This is a genomic window from Vitreoscilla stercoraria DSM 513, from assembly GCF_000382305.1.
Classification (GTDB): Bacteria; Pseudomonadota; Gammaproteobacteria; order Burkholderiales; family Neisseriaceae; genus Vitreoscilla; species Vitreoscilla stercoraria.
The window spans coordinates 80,699-103,528 of the sequence record NZ_KB908022.1; the positions used below are offsets into that span (position 1 = coordinate 80,699).

A 22,830-nucleotide genomic window follows, 5' to 3' on the forward strand; every position below is an offset into this window, starting at 1 on the left:
CCATCAGGTCGCTTTTTTTATGCTCGCTTAATACAAAATAGATGTGCAAATGTAGACATTTATAGATTATAATCATTCTCGTTTGTATTTAATAACCTATTCACAATTTTGATGCGGAAGGTAAATTATGAGTTTCTTAGCAAAAAGTGCAGTGGCAGCAACTTTGACATTGGTAAGCGGTGCGGTATTGGCATCTTCTTATGCAAATGAAAGCAAGTTTTCAATCAATGGCAAAGACATGCAAGTAACAGAAACTTCAATGCGTTTCTTGTCTACGCCAGACAATACTGCACCTTTGTTGGTAGAAGACATTACCGATGGCTTGGGCAAGAAAACCCCGGGCTTTAAAGTAATGTTGATGACGCGCGCGATTTCAACTGCTTACAATGCACGTCAAAAAGACGATGGCACCGTGGAAGCTTTGAAAACCGTACACCGTGGCGGCAAAGTATTGTTCGGTATTCCAGTGAAAAATGGTCAAATGCAATTGAACGAAGCCAAAGTATTGAGCTTGGGTTTGATTAGCGACGATGGCAAAACTTTCACCATCAATAACAAAGATACCCGTCCATCTGGTGAGCAAAAATTCAACAATGACAGCAAAGTGTCACAATTGTCTTACAAATTGAACAGCTTGAGCTTCCCTAATTTGGTGGCAGGTGAGCGTGTGGGTGGTGGTGTGAATTACCAATTGAGCGTGGTCGTTGATGGTGTCAAATACGATGTGTCTGCCAACACCGTATTCCCAGTGGTAGAACCTAAAGGTCAGCCAAAACATTTGAAAGCGTTCCCTGCTAAAGAAAACGTATTCAAAGCAAATTAATGGTATTTAAAGCGTCCTGTAAGCATTTACAGGACGCTATTTGATATGGAAAACAGTATATGAAAAAATCAGTATTGGCCAGCATTTTAGGCTTGAGCTTGGGTTTGGCATCTTTGAATGCTATGGCATTTTATGACACGGTTTCTTTGACGTATGACAATCAACCATTGGTGATTCAAGAGGTTTCAGGTCGTGTTTTGGGTGATGAAAAAGCCACTCAAGCGGTGTTGGTAGATGATATTTTGGCAGGTCAAGGCAAAAAAGCAGTGCCTGGTTACCGTGTGATGTTCATGAGCCGCACGGCTTCTGTGTTGGTAGAATCTAAAAAGAACAAAGAAGGTCAATTTGCGGATGACCGCATGATTCATCGTGGTGTGAAAGCTGCATTTGGCATTCCTGTTGTGGATGGCAAAATGGATTTTAACAATGTCAAAGTTTTGAACGTGGCATTGATTTCTGATTTGAATAGAGAATTCAAAGAAGAAGACAAAATTCGTCCACGTGGCGAGCAATTGATTAAAAAAGATGCCAAAATCAAAAATGTACAGTTGAAAGTGACTGAGTTGAAAATGCCTCAACCTAAAGAAACTTCTGGCGGTGGCATCACTTATCAATTGAGTTTTGATGTGGATGGCAAAAAAGTGGTTTCTGAGGGCAATTCAACCTTCCGCGATTGGAATATTGCGCCTGCAGCGATGGGCGATCGTTTGTTCAAAGTGGACGAACGCGTCATCAAAGCACAAAAATAATATTTGAATTTAAACAAGCGTCCTGTAACTGTTTACAGGACGCTTGTTTTGATGCTGAGTTATTTCAAGCAGTTTAAGCTTAATGTGCTTGCCATATTTATCGCCTCAATCATTTTAAAATCAAGCGAACGGCTATTCAAACCAACGATAAAGTGGTTTTTATAGCCATTTTGCCTCGTGAAACTTTAATGGTTTGGTTTTATTGCACATTTGAAATGTTGAAATGAGCACCTGTTTTAACCATGTTCTTCAGAAATACCTGTGCGAATGGGGCTGAGTTTTTTGGTTTCTTCTTCGGTAAACAAGCGTGAGCGAATGATAAAACGCACGCCTTCAGGAATTTCCAAAGAAAAACTTGCGCCCCGACCTTCTACCACATCCAAAGTCAAATGCGTGTGTTGCCAATATTCAAATTGCGCCACGCTCATGTAAAACGGCACCTCGCCCACATCACCTAGCCACACATCTGCCGCGCCCACTTTGAATTCCCCCAAAGGAAAACACATTGGTGCACTGCCATCACAACAGCCACCCGATTGATGAAACATTAATGGGCCATGTTGGGCAGTCAGTTTGGCTATCCAATCCAAGGCAGCAGGTGTTGCGGCAATGCGGGCATGGCTCATGATCAGGTTTCCTTTGCAGTATCAATTATAGAGGCTGGCGTCTTTGAACATATCAGAATCTTTACCAATGACCAAAATGGTCGCACCTAAAGTTTGACGACCATCGCCATGATCTTGAGTGATATCGATGTGGTAATCATTGCAGCGATAGACATAACTTTGACCGTGTTTTTTCCAACCGTGTTTTGGCAATTGAAATGTTTGTAACAAGCGGCGGTGAAAGTGTTCTAAAGGCGTGTCCAAAGTGGCAAACTTGCCATCGGTGAAATTCAATCCATAGGATTCAATCCGCTCGTTACGAGGATTGAGCGCAATGTGCATGGCGGAAGTGACACCTTGGCGTTCTAAAGCAGCATCGGTATTCGAATTTGTAAACTCAATGCGCAAATCATTCTTGCCAAAACTTTGTTTTTTGGCGCTAGGATGTTGGCGTTGGAATTGGGCAAAAGAGCCGTTCAAAGCCACGCCTGCTACATTGATTTGTGACATGGGAATTTCACAAGCTTGGCTCCAAACCAATGGGCTGCTGGTCAAAAGTAAGGCTGTTAAGGCTAAAGTTTTCATTTTCATTGGTTTTCAATAAGACGATTCATGATGAAAAATTATAGCAAAATATTGATTTTGTATGTGTTTTGATATGTTGTTTGGATGAATAAGCGTCCTGTAATCTTTACAGGACGCTTATTTTTATTTAGAAAAAGCCTAAGGCTTTGCCAGAATAACTCACCAATAAGCATTTGGTTTGTTGGTAATGGTCGAGCATCATTTTGTGGTTTTCACGTCCAATGCCCGATTGTTTGTAGCCGCCAAAGGCTGCGTGAGCAGGGTAGGCGTGGTAGCAGTTGGTCCACACGCGTCCTGCTTGAATCCCACGACCCATGCGATAAGCCAACGTGCCATTGCGTGTCCACACGCCTGCGCCCAAGCCATACAAAGTATTGTTGGCGATTTCCAAAGCTTCGTCGGCATCTTTGAACGTGGTGACTGCTACCACAGGGCCGAAAATTTCCTCTTGGAAGATGCGCATATTGTTGGTGCCTTTGAACACCGTCGGTTCTACATAAAAACCGTCTGCCAAATCACCTTCCAATTTGCGCTGATGGCCGCCAGCCAACACTTCTGCGCCTTCTTGTTTGCCGATATCCAAATACGACAAGATTTTTTCCAATTGGTCGGCACTCGCTTGCGCACCAATCATGGTATCGGTGTCGAGTGGGTCGCCGCCTTTAATCGCAGCCACCCGCTTAAGTGCTTTTTCGATGAATTGGTCGTAAATCGATTCTTGAATCAACACGCGCGATGGACATGTACACACTTCGCCTTGATTCAAGGCAAACATCACAAAGCCTTCGATGGCTTTGTCCAAATAATCGTCGTCTTCATCCATCACATCGGCAAAGAAAATGTTCGGCGATTTGCCACCCAATTCCAGTGTCACAGGAATGATGTTTTCGGTGGCGTATTGCATAATCAAGCGGCCTGTGGTGGTTTCGCCTGTGAATGCAATTTTAGAGATGCGTTTGTTGCTGGCCAAGGGTTTGCCCGCTTCCACACCAAAGCCATTGACCACATTCAAAACTCCCGCAGGCAACAAATCGCCAATCAATTCCATCAAGTATAAAATCGAAATCGGTGTTTGTTCGGCAGGCTTTAAGACCACGCAATTACCCGCCGCCAAAGCAGGCGCGAGTTTCCATACTGCCATCAATAAGGGGAAATTCCACGGAATGATTTGCCCAACCACGCCCAAAGGTTCGTGAAAATGGTAAGCAACGGTATCATGGTCAATTTCAGAAATACCGCCTTCTTGGGCGCGCACCGCCCCTGCAAAATAACGGAAATGGTCAATCGCCAAAGGAATGTCAGCATTCAAAGTTTCGCGTACAGGTTTGCCATTTTCCCATGTTTCAACGACGGCAATGTTTTCCAAATTCTCTTGCATGCGGTCGGCGATTTTGAGCAAAATATTGCTGCGCTCGGTGCTTGAGGTTTTGCCCCAAGCATCTTTGGCAGCGTGAGCCGCATCCAATGCCAATTCGATGTCTTCGCTGGTGGAGCGGGCGACTTTAGCAAAGGCTTTGCCTGTAATCGGGCAAATGTCGTCAAAATATTGACCTTTGACGGGAGCGACCCATTGACCGCCAATGTAATTTTCATATTGGGCTTTGAATTGAATGGGGCTGTCAGGACTGTTCGGTACGGGATACTTCATGGTGTGCATCTCCTTCATCGAAAAACAGAAAACTTACAAGACTGAATGACATTCAGGACGCAATTAACATAGCATATTGAAAATACAAAAGCTTTTTGCAGTGCAACAGTAAATCATTGATTTGAAGCAAATAGACATCTGTGAAAACAATATATCGAATTTTTAAAGCTTGTGGTGGATGGTTCTAAAAGGTTTTCGATAAAGCCAACATTGAATTTTATCCATTTTTTTCAAATACATTGGGTCAATCAATATTATGATTTCATGATTTTTAAATCAGATGATTGACTTAATTTAACCTGTTTTTTGTCGCACAAATGAAAAAAGCGTCCTGTAAAGTTTACAGGACGCTTTGGATTGGGTTTTAAAATAGGTTAATGGGCTTCATCCCAATTGGCACCAATGCCGACTTCTGCCACCAACGGCACCCGCAATTTGCCTACATTTGCCATCAATTCAGGCAATTTGGTTTTGACCAAATCCATTTCTTCATCAGCCACTTCCAATACCAATTCGTCATGTACTTGCATGATTAAACGGCTGCGCAAATCTGTTTGTTGGAGCCAAGCGGCCACATCTATCATTGCCAATTTAATCAAATCTGAAGCGGTGCCTTGCATGGGTGCGTTGATCGCGGCACGTTCTGCGCCTGCGCGAATGTTGCCGTTTTTATGGTTGATGTCAGGCAAATATAAGCGGCGACCAAATTCGGTTTCTACAAAACCTTGTTCATGCGCACGGTCTTTTGCCGCTTGCATATATTGCGCCACAGCAGGGTAGCGGGCGAAATAGCGGTTGATGAATTCTTTGGCTTCAAATGGCGTAATTTCCAAATTGTTTGCCAAGCCGTATTCGCCCATGCCATAAATCAAACCAAAATTAATCGTTTTGGCATAACGGCGTTGTTCGCTGGTGACCTCGTTTGGCGCCACATGAAACACTTCGGCAGCAGTGCGACGATGCACGTCTTGCCCTTGTTCAAACGCATCAATCAAGGTTTCATCGCCTGACAAATGCGCCATGATTCGGAGTTCCACTTGCGAATAGTCGGCCGACATGATTTGAAAGCCTTCTGGTGCAATAAATGCTTGGCGCACGCGGCGACCTTCAGCGGTGCGAATCGGAATGTTTTGCAAATTCGGATTGTTGCTCGCTAAGCGTCCTGTAATGGCAACGGCTTGGGCATAATTGGTATGCACACGTCCTGTATCGACACGAATCAATTGCGGCAATTTATCGGTATAAGTGGATTTGAGCTTGGTTAAGCTGCGGTTTTGCAAAATCAATTTTGGCAATGGATAATCAGGTGCCAATTTTTCCAACACCGCTTCATTGGTCGATACGCCGCCCGAAGCGGTTTTTTTCAAACCGCTGGTGGAAATGCCCAATTTATCAAACAAAATTTCTTGCAATTGTTTGGGTGAATTCAAATTGAATGGTTGACCTGCCAATTCGTAGGCTTGTTGCTCGAGCGCCCAAAGCTGGCTGCCTAGTTCATGGCTTTGTGCATCCAATTCTTTTTTATCAATCAAGACGCCTGTGCGCTCCATTTGCCACAAAACTTGCGAGACAGGCAATTCAATTGCTTCGTACAAATGGCGTTGTTTTTCGTCCAATTGCGGCAACATCACCGCATTCAAACGCCAAGTGATGTCAGCGTCTTCTGCGGCATAGCGCACCGCATCGTCCAAAGCCACATCCGCAAACGAAATTTGCTTGGCACCTTTGCCACACAAACTTTCGTAAGTCACCGTTTCCATACCCAAATGGCGCATCGCCAATTCGTCCATGCCGTGACCCATGTGGCTTTCGAGTACGTACGACAACAACATGGTGTCCGCCACCACGCCTTGCAACAAAATGCCGTAATTGGCCAAAATGTGTTGGTCGTATTTGATGTTTTGACCGATTTTGCCCAAATCAGGATTTTCTAAAAACGGTTTCAGGACGCTTAAAGTGTCATCCATTGGCAATTGTTCCGGCGCAGCGGTCATGCTGTGTCCCAGCGGAATATAAACCGCATCGCCTGCGCCAAAAGCGATGGAAATGCCAACCAATTGCGCATCCATGGCGTTCAAACTGGTGGTTTCTGTGTCCAAGGCAATCGCTTGTTTGTGTTGTAAAGCATCCTGTAAACGCATTAACAAGCTGGCCAAATCGGCTTGGCTCAAAATGGCTTGGTAATGGGTTTCGATGTGGTTGCCCAAATCGGGAATGTCGATTTTGGGTGTGATGGTTGTGTTGCTTGAATGGCTTTGGTCGCCAAACAAATCATTTTGTGCGTCATGGTTTGGAGCAGTTCGATTGGCTTTTTTCTGTGCTTCGGCCAGCCATCGTTTGAAGCCTAGCTCAGCAAAACGCAGCACCAATTTGTCCCAATCAGGTTCTTGGCGCAATAAATCGTCGATTTTATTGGGCAAATGCTCGCTAAAGTCCATATCGGTTTTGATGGTAATTAAGGCTTTGGACAAAGGCAAATGGCTTAAAGCGGCCTGTAAATGCTCGCCCACTTTGCCTTTGAATTCGGTAGCGTGCGCGATGATATTGTCTAAAGTGTCATATTGCGCCAACCATTTGGCAGCGGTTTTGGGACCGACTTTGTCCACACCGGGCACGTTGTCGACTTTGTCGCCTACGAGGGTCAAATAATCGATGATTTGGTCGGCACGCACGCCAAATTTTTGCACCACGCCCGCTTCATCCAGTACATCGCCATTCATGGTGTTGATGCAAGTGATGTTGGGCGTCACCAATTGCGCCATGTCTTTGTCACCGGTGGAAATGATGACTTTGCAGCCATGCGCTTCGGCTTTGACCGCCAAAGAGCCAATCACATCGTCCGCTTCCACGCCTGCAATGCTTAAAACAGGCCAACCCATGTCCGCCACCAATTCTTGGATGCGCTCGATTTGTGGGCGCAAATCGTCAGGCATAGGCGGGCGAGTGGCTTTGTAATCGGGATACATATCGTTGCGAAATGTGGGACCTTTGGCATCGAAAACACAAGTGGCGTAATCGTGTGGGTAATCGATGTGTAGGTTTTTAAGCATGTTCAACACGCCAAACAACGCACCTGTTGGCTCGCCTGTTGGCGAAGTCAGTGGTGCCATGGCGTGAAATGCGCGGTAAATGTAAGACGTGCCGTCTATCAAAAGCAAGGTTTTCATGGCTGGGTTTCTAAAATCTGTCATGCTAGATTGTAGCCGAAAAACCCTTTTCACGATGTCGGTTTTGAAAACGGATGTCCATATCAAAGTACCAATGTTGTGGTGGATAGGCTTTGAAAACGCCTTCAAAAATAGGCACAGAGGCGATTGTGTGTGCTGGTGTCTTGATGGATAAAATACTCAGATAAGTCATGCGATGTGGTTGCAGCATTTGAAATAGATATCAGTTTACGCTGACTTTAAATCATGGCGTTGCGTGGGGTTTAAGCAGTCAGTGAAAGTGCTCGTTTTTTAAGCATCCTAATGGTTTGGTGTTGGTTTGGGTACAACCGAAAAGAAAGAATTTAGAGGGTTTCCAACCCAATTGCCAAATGCTTCATTCAATTGGTTCAAATCTTTGTTATCCATCCCATCATCCCATTCAATCGTTTTTTGCTGCGGCATGAAAATAGCGGTTGCTGTATGAAGTCTTGGATTGAAGAGAGATTTAACTTCACCAAAAAATTCTGTGCTGAAAAAAGGTTCACAATAGTTAGCCAGATGAATCATGAACATATTGAATATTTCAAACTATTGCGTTAAGTCAAGCATTTAATCCATATTAAGTGATTTAAAAAATATATCTGTTAGAACAATTATGAGGTTTATAGATGCTTCGTTTTTTTGAATAATTTGTCTGCATTTCCGATACGCAGAAGCTTGCGTGCGGATGAAAAATTACAAAATTTCAAATAACTTAAAAGACTATTTTAAGGACATAAAGAAGATGAAAACTCAAGTAGCCATCATTGGTGCAGGTCCATCAGGTTTGTTGTTAGGTCAAATTTTGGCGAAAAGCGGCATCGACAATGTGATTTTAGAGCGTCAAACAGGTGAGTATGTTTTAGGTCGTATTCGAGCTGGCGTGTTGGAAAGCGTGACTGTTGACGGTTTGACCCGTGCAGGTGTGACTAAAAATTTGAAAGAGCAAGGCTTGCCGCACGATGGTTGTAAATTGGTTTTCAACGGTCAAGAATACCGTGTGGATTTCAAAGCACAAGTCGGTCGCAATGTGACTGTTTACGGTCAAACAGAAGTGACACGCGATTTAATGGAAGCGCGTGAAGAAATCGGTGCAACCACTGTTTACGAAGCCAAAAATGTGGCTTTGCATGATGTAGATGGTGAATCTCCATATGTCACTTATGAAAAAGATGGTGAAACCCACCGTTTGGATTGTGATTTCATTGCAGGTTGTGATGGTTACCATGGTGTTTCTCGTCCAACCATTCCTGCCGATGTATTGAAAACTTACGAACGCGTGTATCCATTTGGCTGGTTGGGCTTGCTCGCTGACGTGCCACCTTGCGACCACGAATTGATTTACGGTAAGAGCGACAAAGGTTTTTATTTGTGCAGCCAACGTTCTGAAACCCGCAGCCGTTACTACTTGCAAGTGCCTTTGACTGAAAATGTAGAAGACTGGTCTGATGAGCGTTTCTGGGACGAATTGAAATCTCGCATGTTGCCTGAAGATGCGGCTAAAGTGACCACTGGTCCTAGCTTGGAAAAATCGATTGCGCCACTTCGCAGCTTTGTGTCTGAGCCGATGCGTTACAAAAAATTGTTCTTGGCAGGCGATGCTGCGCACATCGTACCACCGACAGGTGCCAAAGGTTTGAATTTGGCGGCAAGTGACGTTTTGTATTTGGCGGATGCGTTTGAAGATTTCTACCAAAATAACAGCGAAGCAGGCATTGATGGTTATTCTGCACGTTGTTTGGCTCGTATTTGGGGCGCAGAACGTTTCTCTTGGTATATGACGAAAATGTTGCACACCTTCCCAGAAAACGATGCTTGGGACAACAAAATGCAAGAAGCTGAATTCAATCAATTGATCAATTCAGAAAATGGTGCCAAATTGTTGGCTGAAAACTACGCAGGTTTGCCATACTAATTGCAATACAATAAATAAACACACACATTGAAAACCGCTGCTGAGGCAGCGGTTTTTTGTGGGCGCAGGCTTTACAGGACGCTTGAGAATGACTGCGCTACAATGTTTGATTTTGCGGCATAAGAAGCGATTGAGGCAAATGATGGAACAAGATTGGAAGAGTTTGGGCTTGGATGCCCGTTTGGCTTGGGTGGCATCACAAGTGCGCTCTGATGTGTGTGTCATTGATGTGGGTACCGATCACGCACGTTTGCCGATTGCTTTGGTGCAAAGCGGCAAAACTCAGCAAGCGATTGCCGCAGATGTTGCAAAACAGCCATTGCAACAAGCCCAAATACATATTGCCGCTGCCAATTTGTCTGCGCAAATCAGTACCATTTTGAGCGATGGTTTGGCGCAAATTAAGCTGCCTGAACAAGCCGATATTACCATTTGTGGGATGGGTGGCGACACGATTGTGCGCATGATGCAAGCGCAAGCGTCCTTAAAGCAAGCAGGCGTGCGCCTGATTTTGCAGCCACAGACCGAAATCGCTGCATTGCGTCAATATTTGGCGCAACAAGGCTTTGAAGTTGAGGCTGAAACCATTTTGGCAGCCGAGGGACGTATTTACCAAGCGTTGGTGGTGCAATTTACAGGCCGCCCTTATTCACTCAGTTTGATGGAAGCGGAATTAGGATCAATCAATTTGGCGCAGCGCAGCGAAGTGTTGTTGCAATACGTTCGCAAACGTCAAGCAGTGGTGAAAAAATGGCAGCAAGCCAAGTTCAAAGCGGGTCAAGATGCGGCTTGGGAAACCGAATTTATCTTGTTATACCAACAGATTTTGCAATCTTCATAAAAACATGTATTGTAAATATTGTTTTTATGGTTGGATAACGTGTATCGTTAAGATGATTGATTTAAAATCCAATAGATATTTTGCATAAGTTTATGATATTGATTTAAATTTCTTTTATGGGTTGGGGGCGTGAATGAACCATCTTAATCTTTTAAAAGGCACGTGGCCTGAAGCTTATAAGCATGGACATCACGCTTTGCAAGCGGCGAAAACCCAGCGCAATGATGTGGCTTTATTGTGTTTGCGAGCTTATTTGAGCGCCATTGTAGAGCGGGTCTATGAGGTTTTGTATTTGAAAAAGCCTGTGGAAAATACGCTGTTTGCACATTTGAGCAGTCACAGTTTTACCCAATTATTCGATGAAAAAATCATTGCCAGCATGCATCAAATCCGTTTGCATGGCAACAAAGCGGCTCATGCACAAGACATAGGCGACAGTGATATTCAATCATTGTTACAAGAAGCCGACAAATTGGCTTTGTGGTTTGCACAAATTATGTCTAGGCAATTGCCTGTCACTTTGCCCAAATTAGGCTTGCCCAATCAACCCCTTCAAACCGAAACCATGTCTGCAAGTTTGCAGCGTGTATCTGATTTAATGCAAGAAGACGATGAGTTACATGACGCTTCTATTGCCGTACTTAAACCGCCTGTTTCTGAAACCACTGTAACGACATTATTGACACAAACTCAGCAAAATGCCGCAATGCAATACGAATTGTCACAACAATATTGGCAAGACAATCAGTTTTTAAAAGGATTGATTTGGTTGAAAAAAGCAGCTGAAAACCAACATGCTCAAGCCCAATATGATTTGGCAATGCAATATGCCGATGGTCAAAAAATCAAAGCCAATCGTGATTTGTATTTGCATTGGATTGAGCGCAGTGCTGACAGCGGTTATGCCGTGGCGCAATTGGAATTGGGGCGGGTGTATTTAGAATTGGATGCTGTGGCGGATCATTTTGAAGTGGCTTTGTTGTGGTTTCATGAAGCGGCAGAGCAAGATTGCATTGAAGCGCAATTGGAGTTGGCACAAATGTATGCCAAAGGATATGGCATCAATCAAGACTTACAACAGGCGTTTGCCATTTTAAAACAAGCGGCCTTAAGCCAAAACCCCGAAGCTTTATACCAATTGGCTATGATGTATGCCAATGGTGTTGGCGTCAAACAAGATGCTTATGCGGCCTTGGAAACATTGGCGCAAGCAGCTGAGCAAGGCTCGGATAAGGCGATGTATCAATTGGCAAATTGGTATGGGCATGGGCATGTGGTGTTGGAGAGTGTGGACGAGGCTTTGGTGTGGTATCGGCAAGCGGCAGAAAAAGGCCATATCGGCGCACAATATTATTTAGGCTATGCTTATGATGAAGGCGAGGGTGTGGCCGCGGACAGCACAGAGGCGGTGAAATGGTATCTTTTGGCGGCACAACAAGGTCATGCCGATGCCCAATACCGTTTGGCATGTGCATATGATTTTGGTGATGGCGTGCTCACCGATAAAAGAAAATCGGTGTATTGGTATCGATTGGCTGCCGAACAAGGTCATATGGATGCGCAAAACAATTTGGCTTGTGCTTATAACTGGGGCGAGGGGGTAGTAAAAAACCAGCAAGAAGCGGCCAAATGGTACCGCTTGGCGGCCATGCAAGACGATGTAGATGCGCAGTTTGATTTGGGCTGTTTGTATGAGTTGGGCGAAGGCGTGGCACAAGATTTTGCAGAAGCGGTGAAATGGTATCGTTTGGCAGCGGAACAAGATCATGCGGGTGCTCAATACCGTTTAGGGCGTGCATATGATTTTGGGTTGGGTGTGAATGAACATGCCCAACGAGCCGTAGAATGGTATTTGTTGGCAGCAGCTAAAAATCATATGGATGCCCAATTTGATTTGGGTCGCTCGTATAGTTTTGGTGAGGGCGTGGGGCAAAATGCCCAAGAGGCATTGAAATGGTACCGTTTGGCGGCAGAGCAAGGTCATGCCGATGCCCAATATTATTTGGCTTACGCTTATGATACGGGTGAGGGCGTGTTGACCGATGCCAAAGAAGCGATGAAATGGTATCGCTTGGCAGCAGCGCAAGGGCATGAAGATGCTCAATACAATTTGGCATATGCATATGAGTTTGGTGAAGGGGTGAAAGTCAATCGCAAACAAGCACTCAAATGGTATCGTTTGGCTGACAAAATGGGCTCTTGAAATTACACGAATATGGGCATTTAAACAGCAGCGTCCTGTAACTTACAGGACGCTGATTTTTTATCCATTGTTTTAAAAATGCATGAATTGAGGATTTTTATATGCTTATTTTATGATTTTTGTATATTTAAATTGGCGCTTTGTTATGATGCTTATCCAATTGCATACTCATTTTACAGGACGCTTAGCATGAAAATTTTAAACCGCACACAAGCTAAAAAATGGGGACTTGTGGCGATGGTGGCGGTGTTGTTAAGCCAAACAGTGGCGGGCGTCACGTGTTATCAACAAGACATGTTGACTTTGCTCAGCAGCATCGGATTTTTTATTTTGCCACCTTTGCTACCCGCTATTGTGGCTTGGCTTTTTTTGAATCCTTTGCGCGCTGTTGTCGGTTGTGTATTTTTCGTGCCGTGGTTATTGCTGGCATATTACATCGATTGCATCGCCCCGTATGAGGGCGGAGGGGCATCGATGGTATTTGTGGTGGTGTTGTTTGGCGGGTTTGTGACGAGTTTGTTGGGCGTGTTGTTGGGTGCTTGGGTCATGAGAAAATTTGGAATTGTCGTGACCATGAATTAATTGAGTGTTTAAAAGCGTCCTGTAAAGATTACAGGACGCTTATTACATATTGGAAAGCGATTAAAATTCTTCTGTGTCAATTTCTAATTGCGTTGCCGCAGGATAGCGTGTACCTGTCACGGTTTGTTGGTTGATCAGTTTGCCCGCTTGGGTCAAAATGTCAGCTGCAATATTCAATTCAGATACAGCAATATTGTCTGCCAAATGTTGCAATTGGGTGGTGCCCGGAATGGCGACGATGTTGTCTGCTTGTGCCAAAACCCAATACAAAGCCAATTGCGCAGGCGTGCAGCCAGCTTCTTGTGCCAACGCGACGTAAGCAGGCAACAAATTCAAATTGGCAGCAAAATTTTCGCCTTTGAAGCGTGGCATACCCAAGCGAATGTCATTGCTAGGCAAAGTGGCTGTGTCGTGCAACACATTGCCTAAAAAACCGCGTGCGACAGGGCTAAATGCCACCAGCGTTGCGCCTATGTCTTTACAGGCCGCTATCGTGCCCAATTCTGGATTGCGTGTCCACAATGAGTATTCGTTTTGCACGGCGGCAATGGCGTGTTCTTGGTGCGCTTTGTACAAAGTTTCGGCAGAGACTTCCGACAAGCCTAAAAAGCGTACTTTGCCCGCTTCGACCATGCGACCCATTTCGCCAACGCTCTCTTCAATTGGCACGCTTTTGTCAAAGCGGTGCAAGTAATACAAATCAATCACGTCGGTTTGCAAGCGTTTTAATGATTCGTCGATTTGGCGGCGCAAGGTTTCAGGACGCCCATCAATCACACGTTTGCCATCGACGCCGCCCATGCCGCATTTGCTGGCCAAGAAAAATTGTTGGCGTTGGCTTTTTAAAGTGTTGCCAATTAAGGTTTCGTTTTTGCCAAAACCGTAAAGTGTGGCGGTGTCTAAATGGTTGTAACCCAAATCCAAAGCCTTGAAGAGCAAGGTTTGCGCTTCGGATTGTGTCGGTGGGACGCCATAAGCGTGGCTCAAATTCATGCAGCCCAAACCAATAGGGTTAACCTGAGTGTCGGCCAAAGTGCGTGGTGCAAACATGCCAAATCCTTTTGAATGTATGAAGATAAAAAACACCCATTAGGCGACCTGTACGCAACCTAATGGGTGTTTGTTTACACGCTTAAATAAGATTTAAGCCTGTAATTGTTGCTCTAAAGCATGCAAAGTGCGGTAGCAATCCATCACCGATTGAACCGATGAATTTGGCTCACGACCTTCGATAATGGCTGCCACAAATTCGCGGTCTTGCAATTCGATACCGTTGTTGGATACAGTCACGCCTGTCAAATCAATTGGCTCTTCTTTGCCAGTGACCAAATCGTCGTAACGGGCGATGTAAGTGCCGTTGTCGCCGATGTAGCGGAAGAATGTGCCTAAAGGGCCGTCGTTGTTGAACGACAAAGACAAGGTGCAAATCGCGCCGTTTTCAGCTTGCAATTGAATCGACATGTCCAACGCAATGCCCAATTCAGGGTGAATCGGACCTTGTACCGCGTTGGCTTTTACAATGGGAGAGCCTGCTTGGTAGCGGAACAAGTCAACGGTGTGCGCGGCATGGTGCCACAACAAATGGTCGGTCCAAGAGCGTGGTTCGCCTTTGGCATTGATGTTTTTACGGCGGAAGAAGTAAGTTTGCACGTCCATTTGTTGGATGTTCAATTCGCCTGCCGTGATTTTGTTGTGCACGTATTGGTGTGATGGGTTAAAGCGGCGAGTGTGGCCAACCATCGCTACCAATTTGGTTTCTTGTTGCAACGCCAACACTTCTTCAGCACCAGCCAAAGTGTCTGCCAATGGAATTTCCACTTGCACGTGTTTACCCGCTTTCAAGCAAGCCACAGATTGTGCTGCGTGCATTTGTGTAGGCGTACACAAAATCACCGCGTCCACTTGGTCTGAAGCCAAAGCTTCGTCCAAGCTGCCTGAAGCGTTAGGAATACCGTATTGATCGGCAACCACTTGTGCTTTTTCTTTGGAAGAGCCAACGACAAAAGTCACTTCTGCGTTGTCGATGTTTTTCAAGCCATCTAAGTGTTTGATACCGAATGCACCGGTACCGACTAAGGCGATACGTACTTTTTGAGTCATGTCGTCTTTCCTAAATTATTGGTTTTCTAAAATCAAGTGACCCACTGCGGTGTTGGACGCTGGCACATGGTAAAAACGGTGCGTCACTTTTGGCGCTTTGTCTTCGTCCATGGCACCGCGAGCGATCAACCACATCACCAATTCCACGCCTTCAGAACCTGCTTCACGCAAATATTCCACGTAGTTTTTCTCAGCCAACTCAGCAGGCGTGTTGATCAAATCGTCCAAGAATTGGTTGTCCCATTCTGGATTGATCAAACCTGCGCGAGGGCCTTGCAATTGGTGGCTCATACCGCCTGTGCCCCAAATGTGTACGTTCAAATCTTCGTCGTAAGATTCAACCGCGCGGCGAATGGCTTTGCCCAATTCGTAGCAACGGCGGCCTGAAGGAATCGGGTATTGCACCACGTTCACGTGCAAAGGAATCACTTTCACTGGCCATTGTTCAACATCGCCAAACATCAAGCTCATTGGCACGGTCAAACCGTGGTCCAATTTCATTTTGTTGCACAAAGTCAAATCGAAGTCTTGCGTGATCACAGAATGCGCAATGTGTGCCGCCAAATCAGGTGCACCTTCAATATCAGGTACAGGACGCGGGCCCCAACCTTCGTCGCAGGTTTCAAAATTGGCAGCGGTACCCAACGCGAATGTTGGAATCAATTCCAAGCTGAAATTGTTGGCGTGGTCGTTGTAAACCAAGAATACCACGTCAGGCTTGTTGTCTTTGTGCCATTGTTTGGAAAACTCATAACCATCGAACACTTTTTTCCAATAGGGTTCTTCGTGTTTTTTCAAGTCCCAAGCCGCGCCGATTGCTGGCACGTGTGAGGTGTACACGCTTGCAGTGATTTTAGCCATTATTTGTCTTCCTTTGCTTTGTCTTCCCATTCATGGATGTAACGGTTGCCGTCAATTTTGCGACCGCCACCGAGCATCATGTCGCGGTATGCTTCTTCGCTCATACCGGTCATAGAGCCTGCCATTTGTTGGAAAGAATGACCATCGGTTGCACCGATTTTGGCCAAAAAGTAAATGTTGCCACCCAAGTCCATGCAGCGGTTCAAATCGCGCGCCAAAACCGCTTGTTTTTGGTCTTCGCTCATTGGCCATTCGTCCAAATACGCACGCTCATCGGCTTTGAAGCGCGCACGGTTCTCTGCACTCATCAACGACATGCAAAATTGGTTCAAATGGTAACCTTTGCGTGATTGCTCAGAGTCAAACACGATGGTACCTGGAATGTCTTTATACGGTTTTTCAATTGCCATGGTATCTCTCTTCTATATAAAACACAGTGTTTTAAGCGACTTCTTCAGGCCAGTACAAACGCATCGGATTGTCGACCAACAATTGTTGGCGTTCAGTCTCGGTTGGTGCAATTTGTGCAATGTATTCCACCAACAAACCGTCGTCTGGCATGTGGTCTTTTAAGTTAGGATGCGGCCAATCTGTGCCCCACAACACGCGCTCTGGGAACAATTCCATCAAGCGACGGGCAAATGGTGCCACATCTGTGTAAGGACGGGTTTCACTATCCAAAGCCTTAGGACCGGTCACGCTCAAGCGTTCTGGGCAAGACAATTTCGACCAAATGTTGCTGTGCTCGCGCATCAACTTCACGAACAATTCAAATTCTTCGCCGTTCACATCTTTGCTCACGTCAGGGCGACCCATGTGGTCTACCACGACTGTTGTTGGCAAGTTGGTGAAGAAGTCCCACAGCTCAGGCAAATCTGGGGCTTCAAAGTAAATCACAATATGCCAGCCGAACGGTGCAATTTTAGCAGCAATCGCTTCCAAATCCGCTTTGGGCATGAAATCTACCAAGCGTTTGACGAAGTTAAAACGCACACCACGCACGCCAGCGTCATGTAAGGCTTGGATTTCTTCGGTGGTGATGTTCACACCAACGGTGGCTACGCCACGCGCTTTGCCGTTGGATGCAATCAGTGCGTCTACCAAAGCGCGGTTGTCTTTGCCGTGGCAGGTTGCTTGCACAATCACGTTGCGCGCAAAACCCAAATGGTCGCGCAAAGCAAACAATTGGTCTTTGGAGGCATCGCAAGGCGTGTATTTGCGTTCAGGTGCGTAAGGGAATTCGTCGCCTGGGCCAAACACGTGACAATGTGCATCTACTGCGCCTACTGGCAATGTCAAAGAGGGTTTGGTTGGACCTTGGTACCAGTCTAACCAACCGGGAGTTTTTTCAAATGTTGTGCTCATGATGTGTCCTTTGCTTAGTCGATGTATTTCAAGCCAGCTTTTTCCAAAGGCTCACGCATTTTGTACATGTCCAAGCCCAATTCGCCTGCTTCAAAACGTGCGCGTTTTTCGCCTTCGAACGATTCGCGTTTTTCAGCCGCGTCAGCGACTTCTTGCGCGCGTTCACGCGGCACCACGACCACGCCGTCTACGTCAGCAACCACCACGTCGCCTGGATTGACCAACATGCCTGCACAAACAACTGGCACGTTTACCGAACCCAAAGTGGCTTTGATCGTGCCCTTAGCATGAATGGCTTTGGCAAACACAGGGAAACCCATTTGCTCCAAATCCGCCACGTCGCGCACGCCACCGTCAATGATCAAGCCCTTCGCGCCGCGCGCTTTGAAAGAGGTCGCCAACAAGTCGCCAAAAAAGCCATCGGCGTTGTCAGTAGTACAAGCAGCCACAGCCACGTCGCCCGGTTGCAATTGTTCAGCGGCAACGTGCATCATCCAGTTGTCACCTGGTTGCAACAATACCGTTACCGCCGTGCCACAAATTTTCGCGCCGTTGTATACAGGACGCATGTAAGGTTTCATCAAGCCAATGCGGCCCATCGCTTCGTGGATGGTTGCCACGCCAAAGCGTGATAATTTTTCAACTGCAGCAGCATCCGCACGTTCAATATTGCGTTTAACCACGCCCAATTGGTTTAAAGTCACTTCCATGATTACAATCCTTTCGCTTTCAATTGCGCATCCAAACGTGGGAACACACGACGGGTGTTGGCTTCGTAAATATTGTGTTTTTCTTCAGCGGTGATTTTGGCTTTTTCGATGTATTGTTTGGTGTCATCGAAGTAATGACCTGTGCGTGGGTCAATGTCGCGCACCGCACCAATCATTTCGGATGCAAACAACACGTTTTTGTTTGGAACGACATCGAGCAACAAATCAATGCCAGGCTGATGGTAAACGCAAGTATCGAAGAAGATGTTGTTCATCAAATGTTCTTCGATTTCTGGTTTTTTCATAATCATCGCCAAGCCGCGGAAACGACCCCAGTGGTAAGGCACTGCGCCACCGCCATGAGGAATTAAGAAACGCAAGGTTGGGAAGTCGCTGAACAAATCACCTGTCAAACATTGCATGAAGGCCGTGGTGTCTGCTGCCAAGTAATGCGCGCCTGTGGTGTGGAAGGCTGGGTTGCAGCTGGTGCTCACGTGTACCATCGCAGGGATGTCGTGCTCGACCATTTTTTCGTAAATGGGATACCAGTATTTGTCGGTCAACGGCGGCGATGTCCAATGACCGCCTGATGGGTCTGGATTCAAGTTCAAGCCCACATTACCGTATTCGTTCACACAACGGTCTAATTCAGCGATACACGTCTCAATCGGTACGCCAGGAGACTGTGGCAACATCGCAGCAGGCACAAAACGGTCTGGGTACAATTGAGAGACGCGGTAGCACAATTCATTACAAATGGCCGCCCAAGTGGCAGACACTTGATAGTCACCAATGTGGTGTGCCATGAAGCTTGCGCGTGGTGAGAAAATCGTCAAGTCCGAGCCACGCTCGTTCATGAATTTTAATTGGTTGGATTCTAAAGTTTCGCGGATTTCATCGTCACTGATTTTCAAATCAGCCACTTTAGGCATTTGACTTGGGCTGTTAACCGCAGCGATTTGTTTTTCACGCCAGTCAGCCAAAGCTTTAGGAGCGGTCGTGTAGTGACCGTGACAGTCAATGATTAAACTCATGTTCTCTTCAACCTTTTATTGTGAATGTGTGCTCGTTGTGTGGACAACGGGCAAACTGAAAGAAGCGTTATCTTGCTGATTTTTATTTGGAAAATAACCGACTAAGTGTCTGTTGTAATAGAAAAATCGAGCATGAACGAAGCTAGCTGATATTAGCCGCAAACAAAGCTTAGAAAAAAGAAGACGATGCGACTACTAGATATGCTGAAATGACATAGAACCGTTTGCATAATTCATGCAAACGGTTCCATTTTTTGAGATAACTTTTACAGGACGCTTTATGCCAGTCGGTTTGGAATCATCACTTCGCCACGCATAATCAAGCGGGCAGTGCGAAGCAAGGCTGCACTCAAAACATTGGTGGAATCGTTGGCATCAGTGGTCAATTCCACGCTGAATTCGCCGCTTGGGTGTTCAATTGACATCAAGCTGCTGTTACCAGAAACTTGTCCTGCCACGGCCAAACCATCGGCAACCGAGTTAGGCAACACGCAAGCGGTTGCCACAGTCACTGCCGCCAACACGCCAATGGCATCGTGGCACACATGCGGAATATAGCAACGGGTGTGAATCGCGCCGCCGTTAATAGGATGGTTGAGCAAACACATTTTCGGATAATTTTTGCCTGACACATCGCCCAAACCCATTTTCAAAGCGGCCTGTAAACGCAATTGTTCGATTTTGGCTTTCAAATCGGCATCTTGGTTTAAATCTGCCACGCTTTCATACGCAGTGCGTTTAACATCAGCTGCGCGTACCAAAACCATTGGCATGCCGTTGTCGATACAGGTCGCTTCCAATGCGCCAATGCCGTCAATGTCAAATGTGTCGATGACATTGCCCGTTGGCAACAATGAACCTGCTACCGAGCCTGCGGTGTCCAAGAAATTGATTTTGATTGGTGCATTGGTGCCCGGTGCGCCATCAATACGTGCATCGCCTTCGTAAGCAATTTCGCCATTAGGCGTTTGTACGGTGATTTCAGCGACCATGCCAGTGTTGACGGTCAAAACTTTCACCGTGGTGGTGTCGCCTTGCGCCTGAATCAAGCCTTTTTCTAACGCAAATGGCACGACTGCTGCAAGCATATTGCCGCAGTTAGGCGTGGTGTCTACTGTGTCTTTTTCAGGTTGTAATTGGGCAAACAAAAAGCTCAAATCCGCGTCCGAGCCGTCATGTAAATCCACAATGCCGACTTTGCTGGTCAACGAATGCGCGCCGCCCAAACCATCAATTTGGCGTTTGTCAGGCGAGCCGACCGCAGCCAATAAAACCGCATCGCGTTTGGCAATGTCGCTAGGCAAGTCTTTGGCGTAGAAAAAAGGACCTTTTGAGGTGCCGCCACGCATGAACAGGCAAGGCACAGCAGTTTGATTGGCCATCTTCGATTGCTCCAATGTAAGTTTATTGCATCAATATCATTTATAATGTTGCAACGATGCCGTTTTGTAAGGCGGAACATGCAGTCGCAACGATTCTATCTTGTATTATCAAAGGTGGCTGCTTGGCAAAACAGCACAGTGACAATCTATTTGTTATGTATTTTTGTTATAGAAAGTGGTGGTGAGCGGTGGAGCTGAAGCAACTTAAGTATTTCATGCACGTGGCAGAATTGGGGAGTTACACTCGTGCGGCAGAGGTGATTGATGTGGCGCAGCCTGTGTTGAGCCGCCAAATTCGCCAATTGGAAATTGAGTTGCGTCAAAATCTGCTCATTCGTCATGGTCGTGGTGTGGTGTTGACCGATGCAGGACGCACTTTGTTGCAACACGTCAATGTCATTATGGATCAAATCGACCAAGCGTATGAAGACTTGAGTTTGTCTGATGGCAAATTGTCAGGACACATCACCATCGGCTTGCCGCCAACAGTCGCCAAGCTCATTGCCATTGATTTGGTGCGTTTGTTCAAACAGCGTTTGCCTTTGGCGAGCTTGACCATCGAAGAAGGTTTGACGGTGCACATTGAGGAAAATTTGGGTTTGGGGCGCATGGATATTGGTTTGCTCAACAATCCGACTTTCTCTCCCCATATCGATACCAGATTGATTGTCGAAGAAGAGCTGTATTTGATTGCTCAAAAAGGTGCTTTCCCACAAGAACAAGAAGTGATTGATTTGAAAGATTTGGCCAATATTTCGTTGATTATGCCGACATTGCCCAATCCATTTCGAGTATTGGTGCAAGCGCAATTGGCAGAAATCGGCTTAAAGCCAAAAATCGATTGGGAAATTAACAGCGTCGGCACCATCGTCAAATTGGTGAATGAAGGTGTCGGTTGTGCGGTGTTGTCGAAATATTGTTTGGCCTTGGTGAAAAATGGCGACGATATGATGGCGGTGCGCATTCAAAATCCTAGCTTGGTGAATCGTTTGTACGTTGGCTATTCTGCCAAACGTTCGACCACACGTTTGCAAAAAGAAACGCTCAAAATATTAGAAGAAATTTGTCAGAAGTATTTTTAATTCAACATATTTGTCATCTGGTTTACAGGACGCTTAAAGCGTCCTGTAATTTTTTGGGTGGGTGAATGTGCTTGTTGTGTGATGGTGGTGCCTTTTTTGACTACGATGTCATGGATAAAGAGAGTAACATCTTTGTTATGATTCATTTGTCCTGATGGATTTCAATATGCCTTGGCAGTCTTTGTGGGAAGCCACGCAATTTTCTTTGTCGGTGACTTTGCCCAATTTGATTTTATTGAGTTTGGGCTTGTGGTTGCGTTATCGCCAACAAGTTGACCATCACTTTTGTGCCCAAGCATCGAATTTGGTCTTCAATTGGTCGTTGCCATTGTTGATGTTTTTCAGCATTGTCGGTTCGGATGCCGATTACCGCTCTCAAGTGGATATGGTCATTGCGGGTGTGATTTGTGCGTTGATTTTGTTTTTTGCATGTGAATGGTTGGCGAAAAAAATCATTCCCGAAGTGCGAGACCGTGGAGTGTTTGTGCAAGGCGTGTATCGAGGCAATACGGGCATTGTGGGTTTGGCATTTTGTGCCAATGCTTATGGTGCAGAAGGGATTGCTATCGGTGCGGTGATGACTGGAGCCATGACTTTTTTGTACAATATTTTGGCGGTCATTACCTTAACCCGTTCGCTAAACCCCGGTAAAAAAGTGCAATGGGGACACATGTTGCTGCAAATGGTGAAAAATCCGCTGATTTTATCGATTTTGATAGCGATTGTTTGGAAATATTTTGCCGTTCCTGTGCCAATGGTATTGAATCAAACAGGACATTTTTTGGCATCGATGGCATTGCCTTTGGCCTTGCTTTGCGCAGGAGCGGCATTTGATGTCAAATCGGTGCTGAAAGTCAGTGGCGTGTCACAATGGTCTAGCGTGGGGCGTTTGGTCGCAGCGCCTGTGTTGGCGGTAATGGTTGGCAAAGCGATGGGCTTGGAAGGCGTGCAGTTTGGCGTGTTGTTCATGATGAGCGCCACACCTGTGGCGGCAGCCAGTTATGTGATGGTCAAAGCGATGGGCGGCAACGATGTGGCCGCTGCCAATATTGTCGGTATCACCACGTTTGGTGCGATGTTCAGCGCAGCCATTGGTTTGGGCTTGATGCGACCTTTGGGTTGGTTGTAAAAAATGGTTATCCAATTAAAACAAGCGT

At 46.0% G+C, this 22,830-nt stretch carries 21 protein-coding genes; 8 read left to right on the forward strand and 13 right to left on the reverse strand.

The annotated features are described in order from the left end of the window. The first annotated feature begins 127 nt into the window (after positions 1 to 127). Together H150_RS13760 and H150_RS0104890 are read left to right on the forward strand one after the other, a co-directional pair. Entirely contained in the window at positions 128 to 823 is a 696-nt protein-coding gene (locus H150_RS13760) for a hypothetical protein (RefSeq protein WP_019957935.1), read from the forward strand. Positions 824 to 882: 59 nt separating this feature from the next. Beyond that, complete coding sequence (locus tag H150_RS0104890) at positions 883 to 1,572, forward strand: hypothetical protein (RefSeq protein WP_019957936.1); 690 nt, start codon at positions 883 to 885, stop codon at positions 1,570 to 1,572. 236 nt (positions 1,573 to 1,808) lie between these two features. Here the strand turns inward: H150_RS0104890 and H150_RS0104895 are convergent, their stop codons facing one another. The 5 genes from H150_RS0104895 to H150_RS0104920 form a co-directional block, all read right to left on the reverse strand. Continuing rightward, a complete protein-coding gene (locus H150_RS0104895; protein ID WP_019957937.1) occupies positions 1,809 to 2,198 on the reverse strand; it encodes a DUF779 domain-containing protein in 390 nt (129 codons plus the stop codon). Between the two features lie 21 nt (positions 2,199 to 2,219). After that, positions 2,220 to 2,768 carry a hypothetical protein gene (locus H150_RS0104900; RefSeq protein ID WP_019957938.1) on the reverse strand — a complete coding sequence of 183 codons (549 nt, stop codon included), beginning with the start codon at positions 2,766 to 2,768 and terminating at the stop codon, positions 2,220 to 2,222. Positions 2,769 to 2,889: 121 nt separating this feature from the next. Continuing rightward, positions 2,890 to 4,419: an aldehyde dehydrogenase gene (adh, locus tag H150_RS0104905; protein WP_019957939.1), complete on the reverse strand. Its 1,530-nt coding sequence runs from the start codon at positions 4,417 to 4,419 to the stop codon at positions 2,890 to 2,892. Between the two features lie 365 nt (positions 4,420 to 4,784). Further along, a complete protein-coding gene (gene polA / locus H150_RS0104910; RefSeq protein ID WP_019957940.1) occupies positions 4,785 to 7,577 on the reverse strand; it encodes a DNA polymerase I in 2,793 nt (930 codons plus the stop codon). A gap of 300 nt (positions 7,578 to 7,877) precedes the next feature. Then, on the reverse strand, positions 7,878 to 8,132 hold the full coding sequence (locus H150_RS0104920; RefSeq protein WP_019957942.1) for a hypothetical protein: 255 nt from the start codon (positions 8,130 to 8,132) through the stop codon (positions 7,878 to 7,880). 211 nt (positions 8,133 to 8,343) lie between these two features. Between H150_RS0104920 and pobA the strand changes: the two genes are divergently transcribed. From pobA to H150_RS0104940, 4 genes are all read left to right on the forward strand, one after another. After that, positions 8,344 to 9,513 carry a 4-hydroxybenzoate 3-monooxygenase gene (pobA, locus tag H150_RS0104925; RefSeq protein ID WP_019957943.1) on the forward strand — a complete coding sequence of 390 codons (1,170 nt, stop codon included), beginning with the start codon at positions 8,344 to 8,346 and terminating at the stop codon, positions 9,511 to 9,513. A gap of 139 nt (positions 9,514 to 9,652) precedes the next feature. After that, positions 9,653 to 10,354 (forward strand): class I SAM-dependent methyltransferase, encoded by a 702-nt coding sequence (locus H150_RS0104930; protein ID WP_169708868.1) that lies wholly within the window; start codon positions 9,653 to 9,655, stop codon positions 10,352 to 10,354. 133 nt (positions 10,355 to 10,487) lie between these two features. Further along, complete coding sequence (locus H150_RS13765) at positions 10,488 to 12,557, forward strand: tetratricopeptide repeat protein (RefSeq protein ID WP_019957945.1); 2,070 nt, start codon at positions 10,488 to 10,490, stop codon at positions 12,555 to 12,557. 189 nt (positions 12,558 to 12,746) lie between these two features. Then, positions 12,747 to 13,139, forward strand: coding sequence for a hypothetical protein (locus H150_RS0104940; protein ID WP_019957946.1), 393 nt, complete (start codon positions 12,747 to 12,749; stop codon positions 13,137 to 13,139). Positions 13,140 to 13,199: 60 nt separating this feature from the next. On the opposite strand, the gene H150_RS0104945 is transcribed toward H150_RS0104940, so the two are convergent. The 8 genes from H150_RS0104945 to H150_RS0104980 all read right to left on the reverse strand — a co-directional run bounded on the left by H150_RS0104945 (position 13,200) and on the right by H150_RS0104980 (position 20,591). After that, positions 13,200 to 14,189 carry an aldo/keto reductase gene (locus tag H150_RS0104945; protein WP_019957947.1) on the reverse strand — a complete coding sequence of 330 codons (990 nt, stop codon included), beginning with the start codon at positions 14,187 to 14,189 and terminating at the stop codon, positions 13,200 to 13,202. 93 nt (positions 14,190 to 14,282) lie between these two features. Further along, the gene (locus H150_RS0104950; RefSeq protein ID WP_019957948.1) at positions 14,283 to 15,239 is read right to left on the reverse strand and encodes a Gfo/Idh/MocA family oxidoreductase; all 957 of its coding nucleotides are present in this window, start codon (positions 15,237 to 15,239) and stop codon (positions 14,283 to 14,285) included. Positions 15,240 to 15,254: 15 nt separating this feature from the next. Next, positions 15,255 to 16,100 (reverse strand): class III extradiol dioxygenase subunit beta, encoded by an 846-nt coding sequence (locus H150_RS0104955; RefSeq protein WP_019957949.1) that lies wholly within the window; start codon positions 16,098 to 16,100, stop codon positions 15,255 to 15,257. Then, a complete protein-coding gene (gene ligA / locus H150_RS0104960; protein ID WP_019957950.1) occupies positions 16,100 to 16,510 on the reverse strand; it encodes a protocatechuate 4,5-dioxygenase subunit alpha in 411 nt (136 codons plus the stop codon). The genes H150_RS0104955 and ligA overlap by 1 nt, the downstream gene beginning before the upstream one ends. Before the next feature lie 31 nt (positions 16,511 to 16,541). Then, a complete protein-coding gene (locus H150_RS0104965) occupies positions 16,542 to 17,465 on the reverse strand; it encodes an amidohydrolase family protein (RefSeq protein WP_019957951.1) in 924 nt (307 codons plus the stop codon). Positions 17,466 to 17,479: 14 nt separating this feature from the next. Further along, positions 17,480 to 18,175: a 4-carboxy-4-hydroxy-2-oxoadipate aldolase/oxaloacetate decarboxylase gene (gene ligK, locus H150_RS0104970; RefSeq protein WP_019957952.1), complete on the reverse strand. Its 696-nt coding sequence runs from the start codon at positions 18,173 to 18,175 to the stop codon at positions 17,480 to 17,482. A gap of 2 nt (positions 18,176 to 18,177) precedes the next feature. Then, positions 18,178 to 19,209 carry an amidohydrolase family protein gene (locus tag H150_RS0104975; protein ID WP_019957953.1) on the reverse strand — a complete coding sequence of 344 codons (1,032 nt, stop codon included), beginning with the start codon at positions 19,207 to 19,209 and terminating at the stop codon, positions 18,178 to 18,180. Between the two features lie 278 nt (positions 19,210 to 19,487). Continuing rightward, complete coding sequence (locus H150_RS0104980) at positions 19,488 to 20,591, reverse strand: 4-oxalomesaconate tautomerase (RefSeq protein WP_019957954.1); 1,104 nt, start codon at positions 20,589 to 20,591, stop codon at positions 19,488 to 19,490. A gap of 188 nt (positions 20,592 to 20,779) precedes the next feature. Here H150_RS0104980 and H150_RS0104985 point away from each other — a divergent pair, with 188 nt between their 5' ends. Then, positions 20,780 to 21,673 (forward strand): LysR family transcriptional regulator, encoded by an 894-nt coding sequence (locus H150_RS0104985; RefSeq protein ID WP_026353486.1) that lies wholly within the window; start codon positions 20,780 to 20,782, stop codon positions 21,671 to 21,673. Between the two features lie 166 nt (positions 21,674 to 21,839). Then, positions 21,840 to 22,802 (forward strand): AEC family transporter, encoded by a 963-nt coding sequence (locus H150_RS0104995; protein WP_040755685.1) that lies wholly within the window; start codon positions 21,840 to 21,842, stop codon positions 22,800 to 22,802. The last annotated feature ends 28 nt before the right edge of the window (positions 22,803 to 22,830 follow it).